The following is a 12,424-nucleotide window of genomic DNA, read 5'->3' as shown; positions in this document are numbered from 1 at the left end:
AGTCACGAAGTAAATATCAATGAAAAATCGTTGGAGAGCCTGGCAATGCTATGCAATTGGTGTTTAACGCCTTTTGTGATTTTTTCATTGCCCAAACCTCCTTTTCCATATATTTGTTAGTTCAAGAGTACCACTCGTTTTTTTGAATTGTCAAGCTATTTTGAACTAAAAGGCCAATTCAGTCAAAAGTCGTACCTCTTGACTGGCGTTCGCACCTGTGACTGAAAGGTTTGCAATGTTCATATTTGGGGGAACAAGAGAATAACAGCAAATTGAGGCGGTGAAAGAAATGTATAAGAACATTGCAATCGCATACGATGGATCGGAAGGCAGCCGGCTAGCGCTAGAGAAAGGCATAGAACTTTCCAAGATTCTTCCGGAATCTAAATTGACAGCTCTTTATGTCAACGAAGAAGCGCAGGAACGCACGGGCTATATGGACGTTGGACATGCTTCCGCGCCGGTCACTTCTGCAAATGTCGACAGTTCCTATGCACAGTTCATGCCGCAGGGAATTGGCGACGATGGCTACCGGCCCCCGCGAGAAGTCGACACAGCCCGTGCGTCGGAATACTCGAAGCATATGCACAACTCCATCCAGCAGCAGCTCGACGCTAAAAATGCAGAAGCATCGGTACTCGCACTTGAAGGTCCGGTCATCAAAACAATTACTGGATTTATCGACGAACAGAATATTGATTTATTGATTGTTGGCAATAGCGGAAAATCCGGGTTGCAGAAATTTTTCGTCGGTTCCATTAGCAGTAAGCTGATCAAAGATTCCAATTGCACCGTTCTTGTAGTGAAATAATCCTCCTTAAGCGCGGACATCCCCCTCTCTAAGGGGGATGTTTATTTTTATGACATATTTTTGACATAATTAAATGAATATCATATTTTTATCTGTTTGTCCGCTTTCCCATATGGGTAAAGAATACTAAATGAACCAGCTGGGAAATAACCAAGAAAGAAGGGATCAGCCATGCCGAGACATACTGTATATTTTCTATCATCACATCAACATCGCGGGCTGATGGCTGAAATTTGGGCGAGCCGTTTAATGTTGCAGGACTGGGACATCAGAAGTGCGGCATGGAATCAACCATCTTTCAATGACATTCCGATTGAAGTGCTGAAAGAAATCATCATGGAAATTCCGCCAGTCGAACAACGTCTATACAATGCAGAAGAAGTCCAACAAGCGGATTTAATTATCGCTTTGCACGATGCAGAATTCGAGCAGGCTGATATCCCAGGTGATTTGCCCATGCAAAAATTGGTCCGTTGGGATATCCCGAATCCGGAAATCCGCAGTACAGACAAAGACGAAAAATGGGCTTTATACCAAGAAGTCTGCGATGCCATCGCGATGAATATTAAACAAATGGAACCAATTCTCAGGTCACAGCCTACACAATGAACAAGATACGAAAAAAAGACGCCATTCAAATTGAATGGCGTCTTTTTCTATTCTGTATAAAGCACTGCGCGAACCGGGCTGCCTTCCCCGCCGCGGATCTTCAGGGGCAATGCCGCCAACTTGTAAACTCCAGCTGCGACACCATCTAAAACGATGCCTTCCAAAATGAATCGCTCATTACGATTCATGGCGTGGTGCATCGGCAGTTCTTTGCTCGTCTCTGGATCGACTGATGGCACATCGACGCCGAGCAGTCGGATATTGTGGTCTTTCATCCATTCCGCGATTTCCGGGTCAAAAGTTGGCCAAGCGCCAGGGAATTTGCTGCGATTTTGCCAGGAGGCCGTTTTTAACAGAACGGCGCTGACGCCTTGTCTAAGCTCATCCAAATCACTCAGCTTCACGTGCTCATGCCCTGTCACTTCCATCACTTGCGCTGTCGTCAAGTAGACATCGAGCGGCAGTTCGTCGGTTTTCAAGCCCTGTTCATCGTAATGAAATGGCGCATCGATGTGCGTACCGATATGTGTGCTCGATTGGAGTTCCCCAATATTTACCGAACCGCTCTGTTCTTTTGTTACCGATAAGCGATAAGCAAATGGTGTATCTCCTGGCCATTCCGGAGTGGCGGCGTCAAGCGTCATGGAAATATCAATGATGGACTTCATTCACGCCACCACATTTCGTTCGTTGCTGAACTCTTTATAAAGTTCATGATCAATAATTTCCTGCAAGGCAAGCGCCACTTTTTCCACATCCTCAAAGCTCGTGTAAAAAGCGACCGGTGCCAGGCGGATGATATCCGGCGCGCGGAAATCCGGAACGATCCCTGCTTTTTTCAAAGCTTTGCAAATGCGTGCCGCTTCTTTGTGTGCAAGCGCTATGTGGCCGCCTCTGTCATCATCTGCTTGAGGCGTGACGTCTATCAAAGAAGGTACTAACTCCGCAAGCCTTTCACGCAGCATCGCCGTCAATTCTAATGATTTAGTCCGGATTTGATCGATTCCTGCTTCCTCGAATAGTTCCAAGCTGCCGATCAATGGGGCCATGCTGAAAATATTCGGCGTGCCAACTTGGTAAGCACCCGCACCTTGCGCTTTCGTGAAGCTATGATCCATATCGAATTGCTTGGCCTTGTCGGAACCAAACCATCCGGCAATGCCAGGATTCAAATCGTGATGACGTTCGTGTAAATACAAGCCTCCAGTACCGCCCGGGCCGGAATTCATGTATTTGTAATGGCACCAGACAGCAAAATCCACGCCGTCCGCGTGCAGCTCATGCGGCATCGCACCCGCCGAGTGGGCCAAGTCGAATCCGGCGATAATGCCTTTTTGATGCGCCGCTTGGGTGATTTCGCGGAGCGGCAGCAATTGCCCGCTTCGGTACAGGACAGATGGCAATAACGACACGGCGACATCGTCTTGTAGCTCCGCCACGATATCTTCCATTTCGAGCGTATAGCCATTGCGGCTTTTTACTTTGCGCATTGCCACTGCAGGATCTTGTCCACGGAGGCGCAGGTGGCTTTCTACGGCATAAATATCAGACGGAAAATTCAACTCGTCGACCAAAATGACGAAACGCTCATCTGTTGGTGCATAGACCGTTGACAACATCTGATGGATATTTGACGTGATCGATCCGGTCACCATGACTTCATGTGCTTTCGCGCCGAATAATGGCGCCGCTTGTTCACTCATCGATTCCGCAAGCGTGAACCACGGGTTCTCGCCTTCTGTCCAGCCTTCAATTCCAAACTGTTTCCAGCTTTCCATCAGCTCCACCAGCTTCGCTTCAGCTCGTTTTGACATCAGGCCGAGTGAGTTCCCATCCATATAAATCGTTCCTGGTTCTACAAAAAATTGTTCCTTGAATTTAACCAATGGATCTTGTTGGTCTTTTCGAATTGCCGTATCCAAATCGCATCTCTCCATTTCTATAGAACATAGCCAGCACCCAATCAAGGTGCTTTTTACCAGAGCTTGTTTCAACTAGATTACCATTCCGAAGGTACCAGTCGCAATGGAGAAGCCGGGCGGGCTAAGGATATCCTAACGGAAAAATGACATCCACCTTCCCTCACAAAATAACCGGACTTTCTTTTAGCGGTGCATAGGCAATATGTAAATATCCCGTTTCACGAGTATGCACGAGCAGCTCGTTGACTATCGCTTGTGATCACTTCATATTCAATTTCTTTTTCACTGAATAATTAGTCTTTTTAATGATATACTTAGGTGAAGTTAGAACTGCAAATTCAAGACGTAGAACCAAGCCGTAAATCCAATAGGCAATTTCTATTCAAAATTGCCACAATTATTTCATCTTTCATTTTCAGGAGGTGCAAACTTTGCGCCCTTCCCTAGGCGGAACGGCGTAAAGGAGCCATTTGGACATTCCCATACGAATAGCGGCAATCGCCGCTTTGATCAGTTCTGCCGCTTTCTTTTCCGCTTGTGAATACGCCATTGTCAATGTTCGCAAATCCCGTCTCGATGAAACGATTGCTGAACACAAAAAACAAGCGCAAGCCGCCATAAAAATTGCCACACATGCCGATACCTATCTGTTTACCTGTCAAGTCGGCATGGCTTTATCGGTACTCGGGCTTGGCTGGCTCGGCCATGCGCTTATACAGGAAATGTTCGTGCCCGTTGCCGCCAACTTCCCCGGTGCTTCAACAAGCGCTGGATGGATTAGCTTTTTGACGGCATTTCTAGCTGTGGCTTTGCTATTGGTTGTGTTCGGAGAGCTGTTTCCGAAGACCTTTGCCATTCGCAACCCGGAGCGTGCTATTTTAATGTTCGCTGCACCGCTCGCTGCTACCTACTGGCTATTGTTCCCTTTTATTTTTCTCTTCAGTGCCATAGCCCGCCTGATTTCGGGATTGTTCGGCATTCAAAAATTATCACGCAGCGAAATGGGCCATACCGAAGAAGAATTGAAATTGTTACTGTCTGAAAGCTTGAAGAGCGGAGAGATCAATGCGTCTGAATACGACTACGTCAATCGCATCTTTGAATTCGATGAACGCATCGCCAAAGAAATCATGGTGCCGCGGATGGAGATGAGCACCATCGCCCACGATGTGAGTTTACGCGAAGTGTTTACATTAGAAGGCATCGAGCAATTTACCCGCTACCCGATTACGGACGGCGACAAAGACCATGTCCTCGGTGTCGTTAACATGAAGCATTTGCTGAGCGCTTACGTGAAAAACCCCGATACCGGGAATTTGCCCGTTTCCGCTTTTATTCAGCCAGTGATTCAAGTCATTGAAACGGTGCCGGTCAATGAATTATTATTGAAAATTCAGCGCGAGCGCATCCACATGGCTATCTTGCGTGATGAATACGGCGGCACTTCCGGTCTTGTCACCATCGAAGACATACTCGAAGAAATCGTCGGCGACATCCAGGATGAGTTTGACGTCGACGAAGCCCCCGATGTCCAAAAGCTTGGCGACAACCATTATATTTTCAATGCCAAACTATTGCTCAACACCGTAAACGCCATCCTTGGAATCAATATCGACGAAGAAGACATCGATACAATCGGTGGCTGGTTTATGGATATGGATTTCGACGCAGTTGAAGGCCAGAAAATCATTGAACAAGGATACGAATTCCGCATCCGGGAAGTCGATGGCCACCATATTCTTTATTTAGAAGCTCAAAAAGCACCTGATGAAGATCTTCCTGTATAATAGTTTATGCGATACGGCCCTCTTTTGGAGGGTCGTTTCCGTTTCCCCACAATCCAATCTGGAGATGAATGGCAATGGAATTATACGATAACCTTCGCAAAGGAGAAAAAGGCGCTTGGCTCAGCATCGGGGCTTATTTGTTTTTAAGCGCCATCAAACTTGGCGCCGGATTTTGGGGCGGATCCGAAGCGCTGAAAGCGGACGGACTAAACAATGTCACTGACATCGTCGCTTCTGTCGCTGTGCTAATCGGCTTGCGAATTTCCCAAAAACCACCCGACGATAATCACCATTATGGCCATTTAAAGGCCGAAACCATCGCTTCTCTCTTGGCTTCGTTCATCATGGCAGTTATCGGGCTGCAAGTGCTGTTAAATTCAGTGAAAACGGTGTTCAATCCCTCTCTCATCCCGCCGTCTCCACTGACCGCTGTCGTCGCGTTTTTGTCGGCAGCCATCATGTATGGCGTCTACCGCTATAATTTGAAGTTGAGCAACGAAATCAAAAGTGCTGCAGTCCGGGCAGCTGCTTACGACAATCGTTCCGATGCACTTGTCAGCATCGGGGCCGGAATCGGCATCATCGCGGCCATTTTTGGCGCGCCACTGATCGATTCTATCACAGCCTTTCTTGTCGGGCTGATCATTATCAAAACAGCTTTGGACATTTTCCGTGAATCGGTTTTGACTTTGACTGATGCATTTGACGAAGAGGCCGTTGAATCACTCTCCGTCGTCATTCGGCGTGTGCCTGGCGTGTTGGACTTGCGTGACTTTAAAGGGCGCACTCATGGCAATGTCATGTTCATCGATTTGACTGTCAGCGTCGCTCCCTATTTGAATGTCATTGAAAGCCACTGGATCACCGAAGAAATCGAGCGGAAAATCCAGAAAGTGAAACCTAATTGTGTCGTCCTCGTACATATAGAACCGGATTACTCTATGGAGGAGGACGAAGACGATGGGTGATTTTTACGATCAGCAAAAAATTGTTTTGATTACGCTTGGCATCATTCTGCTGCTATCTGCTGTATTTGTCCCAGCAGCCGTGTTTTACCCTGCAAAAGTCGCTTTCATTACACCGGAGGCGGAACTTGTCGGCACTTCCTTTTGGTCGCTCGTGCTTGGCGGAGGCGGCATGGTCTTGCTGGCTGCTGCGTTATTCATCGCAGCGTTAATCGAAAAACCTTTGACTGCCTGGCTGTTAGCTGGGGCTGCGGCAGCAATTGGATTTGTGGCGATCGCTTTGTCGCTCGGGGATTATTATTATATGACGAGCGAGCGTTTCACGTACAACCCGCCTCTGTCTTTAGTCTCCTCCACTTACACATGGGATGAATTCGAACGCGTTGAAGAGCGCCTTCACCAACAAGATGGGGCCAGTGCCATTGAGTCTGTCGCTTATTATTTCCACGACGGCAGCGTGCTCGAATTCTCCGGCGGACGGATTTTTGAAATGCACAGCTCCTTGGCCCGTCGCGTGGAAACAGCTGGCGGGGGATACACACGAATCCAATCCCCTTGATACAGAGAAAAAACGCCTGATCTTTTGCGATCAGGCGTTTTTTCGTACTTCTATTCCGTCCGCTCACTAGGCAGTGATGCGAGGCGGATGCCATGTTCCACAAATAAGGCAGCGATGGCGTGGCGAATTCGGCTTTCCAACAGGTCTTTCATTTCCACATCCAGTACACGGGCTTCCACTTGAAAATCCATCGAGGAATTGTGGAAGTCGATAAACTGGGCCTCAGGTTTTTCATCTGGCACACCGTCGACTTTGATAATCCCGCGTTCCGCCGCTCGCAGCAGCAACTCTTCGATCAATTCCGTATCAAAGCCATACTCGACGCTGACGGTGACACGGGCGAACAGTTTCGCTCCCGAACGGTTCTTAACAATCTGCTCGATGAAATACTGATTTGGTACGACAAGCGTGCCGTCTTTTAGCGTTTCGACGACAGTCGAACGCAATTTGATTTTAGTGATGCGCCCAATTTTTTTGTCGATCTCGACCATTTCGCCGACTTCCATTGGCCGTTCGAATAAAATGATAATGCCCGACACGAAGTTCGCGGCAATATTGCGGACACCAAAACCGATACCGATGCCGAGCACACTGAAGACCACGCCGACCGCCCGTAAATCCAGGCCGACAAGTGTAAAACTGATGGCAATCGCTAAGAACATGACGGTGTAGTAAATGAGCCGATTAATCGTATAGCTCGTGCCAAGCTCTACATCGAACTGCCCGTAAACATAAGGCATGACAAACCGATTGAATGCTTTGACGACACGGCTAGAAAAAGTAACGATCATGATCGCGACTACAATTAAGAGAATAGAGACGTCTACCCCTTCCGTTTCATAAAAAGGCGTCTTCAGCCACTCTTCTTCCAAAAAATAGAACAAGAACAATAAAATGCCAGCGTAAAAGGCCAACCAATTTAATACATCTTCAACAATAGGATAAACTCTCTCTTGGTAGCTCTTATGGCTGATCACTCGTTTTAAAACAAATTGGGCTAGCCATTTCCCGATTACTATACACACTAAATACAAAAAAAACAGAAAAATTTCGGCTACAGACAAGTCTTTCAACACGTCAATCCCTTCAAGCCATCGCCAATCTTTCATAATTCCCTCCTTTTCCTGTAGCATTCAAAAGGCATGAGTTCTGTTTATGCTTCCTGATCGAGCAGGTAATCACTTAGCAGAACAGGACGACGGTCCATCACTTGTGCCAGTATGTCCAATTTCCCTTGGATAAAACGCCGATCCAAACGTTTAAATGGTGAGCCCTCTAAATGTTCCAGGACATGCAGTTGCGTTTCCCAAATGGCTTCATGGCGCGCTGATTTCGATATTTGTGCCGTGTTTGTCAACGCTTCGAAGATAGCTGCCACCACCGAAACATCTTCTTTGCCGTAATGGATCAGCTGATGGAAGGTCAGATACAGAAACTGATCGAAAGTAAAGAAGGGATACCGTATGCGATCTTTTTGCTGATCGTCCGTGATGGTAATGGTCCCTGTTTCCAGATGGCTGACTTTCCCCAGCAACCGCCCGATACGGATGATGATGCCGTTCGCTGTGTTCGGGTCATTGATGCCTGGCGAAATGGCCCTGAGCGCAACTTCCACCATTTTTTGAATGGCAAAGTCCAGGTCCTGATCGGTCGTCCGTTCGGTGCCGATCGTGATAAATCGGTGCAGATCAATTTCGTCCTGCTCACGTTGATAAACACGGAATAAAGCCGTCTGTTCATGAACATAGGAACCGATGCCATGAAAAATTTCTACTTCCAGATTGTGTTCTACGGCATAGTCTGTCAGCTTGTCAAAATACAGAAATTGAATATAGCCGTCATTTTCAGCCGTGATTGTCTCGACAAAACCGTCTGGATTCCATTCTGATTCAATTTCCATTTCTTGCTTCTGCTTTTCACCATAACTGTCGATAATTCGTTCAGCATCTTCCTCGAGCTCTTGAATCAACTTCTCGACTTGCACATTCGTCGCAATATGGTGAATAAAATAAGCGAACGTCGACAGACAGAAAAACGCAATGACAATGCCGACGAAAGTCGAGATGACATCATGTGTATAGAGCGCGTCTCGCATGAACATCAATGACAGCGTATTGTAGATGAACCCGCCCAAAAACACACCCAATACGCGCCAAGTCAGCCGGTCATGGACGAAATTTTTCAAGGTTCGCGGTGAGAACTGAGAGGAATACATCGTCAAGACGACGAGTATGGTAGAGAACGTAAAGGTTGTCATCGTTAATAACGCACCTGCGAGCGCTCCCATGATTGTCTGGGCCAATTGCACATTCGTTAACAAAATATCCGGAATGAATTCTTGGTATTGCTGGACAAGCAATAAATCTACGTAAAAAAAGGCGATGGATAATAAGATGGCAAGGAAGCTATAGATAGCAGGCGTCACCCATAGTTTTTCCCGCCAATTATAGAAAATTTTTTTCATGACTTCCCCCCTTGATAAGATAATGTCCTATTCCCCTGTTCCCTTATTCTAATTGGTACAAACGCTGGCCACGCGCCATCGCAGCCCATCAGCTCTGCCTGTCCACATAATCTTGCTGGTGGAAAGCGCTCGCTTGTCACTCCATTGTCGTAATACTCTAAAAAAACGTTGACCTGCCATTTAATTACCGGTATGATGGGTGTAACTAATGGAAAGAGGTGAGGTATTATGGTGGCTATTTCAGTTCGTGCAATCCGTAACTTAATAGTGTTTGCTATGGTGCCTCCCTCTGTGTATCGCTGACGATACGCTTTTTTCCTAACGCGCGGAAACCATGGCAAGCATTATTGCAGCCATGGTTTTTTATTATGCGTTTTTATAGGAGGAAGTTACATTGTCAATTATTACCCAATACGGATGGAACGAATCATTCGCACAAACATTGCCTGAACAGAAAATACCGGGCCGCATCATTCTCGAACACAAAAGCAGTTACCGCGTTATGACCGATTTCGGTGAATGGCCAGCAACTTTATCCGGAACTTACCGCCATAGCCATAACCGCGATGAATTCCCTTGTGTCGGTGACTGGGTGGCACTCGAACAAATGCCTGGAGAAGACAAAGGCATCATCCACCACCTCATGCCAAGAAGTTCACACTTCACGCGAAAAGCGGCCGGGGAAACGTCGGAGATGCAGACCATTGCCGTCAATCTCGACTATGTGTTTTTGGTCATGTCCCTCAATCATGATTTTAACGTCCGCCGTTTGGAGCGCTATATGGTCGCTGCCTGGGATTCAGGCGCCATGCCGGTCGTCGTGCTGACCAAAAGCGACCAATGCGAGGACCCTTTGGTTTACTTGAAAGAAGTCGCTGATACCGCTTTTGGCGTCGATGCGTTTGCCGTGTCGGCTGTAACGGGGGCGGGCATGGAAGCTTTTGACCGCTATTTGACGAATGGCAAAACCGGCGCATTGCTCGGCTCATCAGGGGTCGGCAAATCTTCGCTGATCAACGCTTTGACTCATAGCGATAAAATGGCCGTGCAGGAGATCCGGGAAGACGACAGCAAAGGGCGGCACACGACAACGCATCGCGAACTGGTGTTGCTGCCAGGCGGCGGCTTACTGATCGATACACCAGGCATGCGCGAATTTCAGCTAGGCGATTCCGCTGACGGGCTTGAGGCAAGCTTTCAAGACATCACGAGCCTTGCTGACGAATGCCGTTTTCGCGATTGCAGCCACCAGCAAGAACCCGGCTGTCGCATTCAATCGGCACTCGCTTCCGGCGAATTGCCGGAAGACCGCTATGCGAGCTATTTGAAATTACTGCGTGAACTCGACTATATCGAGCGAAAAAGCGATGCTGCCAAGCAACAGGCAGAACGTGCAGTATGGAAACAGCGCACAAAAGAATACCGCAGCCGCCCCATCAAGAAGAGATAAAAGACTGCCGGATGAAAAATCCGGCAGTCTTTTTTGCTTCCTTCAATTAACATATTTTGTCAATCCGTGCTTTACCGCATAAAGTGCTGCTTGCGTCCGATCTTGGACTTCGAGTTTATTAAAAATATTGGAAATATGCGTCTTCACTGTCTTCTCCGTCACGAACAAAGCAGACGCCACTTCTCGGTTGCTTTTCCCCTTCGTTAACTCCGCAAGCACTTCTGCTTCCCTTGGCGTCAACGGATGCAAAATATGCGGCGGCGGGGCTTCCGGAGCTTTTGCCAGTTCCGAGGACGCTTTCGGATGCAGCGTATTCTCCCCGCGCATCAAACTGCGCAGCGATTCGACGAGTTCATCCGGTTCGATGTCTTTTAGCTGATAACCAGCTGCCCCTGCCTCAATTGCCGGCAAGATATGGTCACGGTCGGAAAAGCTTGTCAGCATCAAAACAATAATCTCCGGATAAGACGCTTTGATATTCCGTGTCGCTTCGATGCCGTCCATTTCCGGCATGACCAGATCCATCAAGACGATGTCCGGCTGCAGCTCACCCGCCATTTTGACAGCTTCGACACCATTCGCCGCTTCCCCCACTACTTCAATGTCTTTCTGCGTTTTCAAGAAAAACAGCAGCCCTCTTCTTACTACATGATGATCATCCGCAATCAGTACTCTCATCTTGCCACTCCTTCAATACGGAATCCGTACAAGGATTTCCGTTCCTTTGCTTAGTTCACTCGACCAGTCAGCCGTCCCGCCTTCAGCTTTCGCCCGGTCGCGTATGCTCTGTATGCCGATCGACGGGATCGCTCCGTGTGCCGGGGAAAAGCCGAGTCCTTCATCCCTGATGACCAACAAGACATCTGTCGGAGTCATCGTGACGTAAATTTGGGCTGCGCTTGTGCCCGCATGCTTGCGTACATTATTGAGCGCTTCCTGGGCGATGCGGAACAAAGTCTCTTCTGTTCGCGATGGCAATTGGATGACGCCTGTGACTTTCGTTTCCATGGACAGCCCGAGCATCTCTCCATATGCTTTGATGGCATCGATCAATCCGCTCTCTAATCCTTTCGGCCTCAATTGCCAGATCAATGCCCTCATTTCGTTAAGCGCTTCCTGGCTGAGATGCTGAATGTCGCCGAATGTGTTTTTTAGCGCTTCGTCTTCCGCCATTTCAATGCCGCCCCTTGCCGTCAACGTGACCGAGAACAGCAGTTGATTGACGGAATCGTGCAAATCACGCGCAAGCCGGTTGCGCTCTTTGACGAGTGCCAGCTCTTGCTCTTGTTTGGTCAAGACGATGCGCTTGATGGCGGAACCGATTTGGAACGCAACCGATTCCAGTAAAGCCAGTTCATCTTTTGAAAAGCGCACCGTATCCGCTGCTGCGATATTCAGCAAGCCGAATTTTTCCTTGCCGGACTGCAGCGGCACGGTCGCATGATGCGTAATATTACCGATTTTGCCATGTGCTGCCTTGGCGTTTTCGATGCGCTGGCAGGCGATGATATTCGATGCCTTTTCTAAATCGCCGTCGTGGTAGCGTTTGACGCACCAACAGCCGCCTTTCGTTAAATGACGGCAGTCTCTCTCCTCGAGCGCATCCGGCAAATTGGCTTGTGCCACAAGCCTGTGTTTGCCTTTTTGATCGATGAAAAAGATCCATGCCGTCTCAAAATTGGAGTTCTGCAACAATTTGTTGATCGCACCATTCAGCATGCGTTCCATATTCGTTTCTTCATTCAACAGCTCGGCGATTTCTTTTAATAACACAACATCCGAATGCTGTTCTGGCACCATGGGCTGACCCCTCCTAGTTGCTATTGTAACCATAAGAACCGCACGCTTGCCTCATTC

At 48.0% G+C, this 12,424-nt stretch carries 12 protein-coding genes; 6 read left to right on the top strand and 6 right to left on the bottom strand.

The window, feature by feature from the left end; all coding sequences use genetic code 11:
* Positions 1-289: 289 nt before the first annotated feature.
* Positions 290-811, top strand: coding sequence for a universal stress protein (locus AY633_RS13950; RefSeq protein ID WP_068461235.1), 522 nt, complete (start codon positions 290-292; stop codon positions 809-811).
* Positions 812-1,033: 222 nt separating this feature from the next.
* Positions 1,034-1,420 carry a phosphatase gene (locus tag AY633_RS13945; protein WP_260804583.1) on the top strand — a complete coding sequence of 129 codons (387 nt, stop codon included), beginning with the start codon at positions 1,034-1,036 and terminating at the stop codon, positions 1,418-1,420.
* A gap of 47 nt (positions 1,421-1,467) precedes the next feature.
* Here the strand turns inward: AY633_RS13945 and AY633_RS13940 are convergent, their stop codons facing one another.
* Both AY633_RS13940 and kynU read right to left on the bottom strand, forming a co-directional pair.
* On the bottom strand, positions 1,468-2,088 hold the full coding sequence (locus tag AY633_RS13940; protein ID WP_068488873.1) for a cyclase family protein: 621 nt from the start codon (positions 2,086-2,088) through the stop codon (positions 1,468-1,470).
* Complete coding sequence (kynU, locus tag AY633_RS13935) at positions 2,089-3,357, bottom strand: kynureninase (protein WP_068488872.1); 1,269 nt, start codon at positions 3,355-3,357, stop codon at positions 2,089-2,091.
* A gap of 455 nt (positions 3,358-3,812) precedes the next feature.
* Here kynU and AY633_RS13930 point away from each other — a divergent pair, with 455 nt between their 5' ends.
* From AY633_RS13930 to AY633_RS13920, 3 genes are all read left to right on the top strand, one after another.
* Positions 3,813-5,129, top strand: a complete 1,317-nt coding sequence (locus tag AY633_RS13930) for a hemolysin family protein (RefSeq protein WP_237150321.1) — start codon at positions 3,813-3,815, stop codon at positions 5,127-5,129.
* A gap of 74 nt (positions 5,130-5,203) precedes the next feature.
* Entirely contained in the window at positions 5,204-6,097 is an 894-nt protein-coding gene (locus AY633_RS13925) for a cation diffusion facilitator family transporter (RefSeq protein WP_068488871.1), read from the top strand.
* Positions 6,090-6,653, top strand: coding sequence for a hypothetical protein (locus AY633_RS13920; protein WP_068488870.1), 564 nt, complete (start codon positions 6,090-6,092; stop codon positions 6,651-6,653). Before AY633_RS13925 ends, AY633_RS13920 begins: the two co-directional genes overlap by 8 nt.
* 50 nt (positions 6,654-6,703) lie before the next feature.
* Here the strand turns inward: AY633_RS13920 and AY633_RS13915 are convergent, their stop codons facing one another.
* Positions 6,704-7,762 (bottom strand): mechanosensitive ion channel family protein, encoded by a 1,059-nt coding sequence (locus AY633_RS13915; protein WP_068488869.1) that lies wholly within the window; start codon positions 7,760-7,762, stop codon positions 6,704-6,706.
* 44 nt (positions 7,763-7,806) lie between these two features.
* Complete coding sequence (locus AY633_RS13910; RefSeq protein ID WP_068488868.1) at positions 7,807-9,117, bottom strand: DUF2254 domain-containing protein; 1,311 nt, start codon at positions 9,115-9,117, stop codon at positions 7,807-7,809.
* A gap of 394 nt (positions 9,118-9,511) precedes the next feature.
* Between AY633_RS13910 and rsgA the strand changes: the two genes are divergently transcribed.
* Positions 9,512-10,567: a ribosome small subunit-dependent GTPase A gene (gene rsgA / locus AY633_RS13905; protein ID WP_068488867.1), complete on the top strand. Its 1,056-nt coding sequence runs from the start codon at positions 9,512-9,514 to the stop codon at positions 10,565-10,567.
* A gap of 42 nt (positions 10,568-10,609) precedes the next feature.
* On the opposite strand, the gene AY633_RS13900 is transcribed toward rsgA, so the two are convergent.
* Positions 10,610-11,245 carry a response regulator transcription factor gene (locus tag AY633_RS13900; RefSeq protein WP_068488866.1) on the bottom strand — a complete coding sequence of 212 codons (636 nt, stop codon included), beginning with the start codon at positions 11,243-11,245 and terminating at the stop codon, positions 10,610-10,612.
* Between the two features lie 12 nt (positions 11,246-11,257).
* Positions 11,258-12,367: a GAF domain-containing sensor histidine kinase gene (locus AY633_RS13895; protein ID WP_068488865.1), complete on the bottom strand. Its 1,110-nt coding sequence runs from the start codon at positions 12,365-12,367 to the stop codon at positions 11,258-11,260.
* Positions 12,368-12,424: the final 57 nt, after the last annotated feature.

The sequence above is a fragment of the Planococcus maritimus genome (genome assembly GCF_001592825.1).
GTDB lineage: Bacteria > Bacillota > Bacilli > Bacillales_A > Planococcaceae > Planococcus > Planococcus maritimus_C.
The sequence above is the reverse complement of the archived record's forward strand: the minus strand, read 5'-3'. Positions and strand labels throughout refer to the sequence as shown.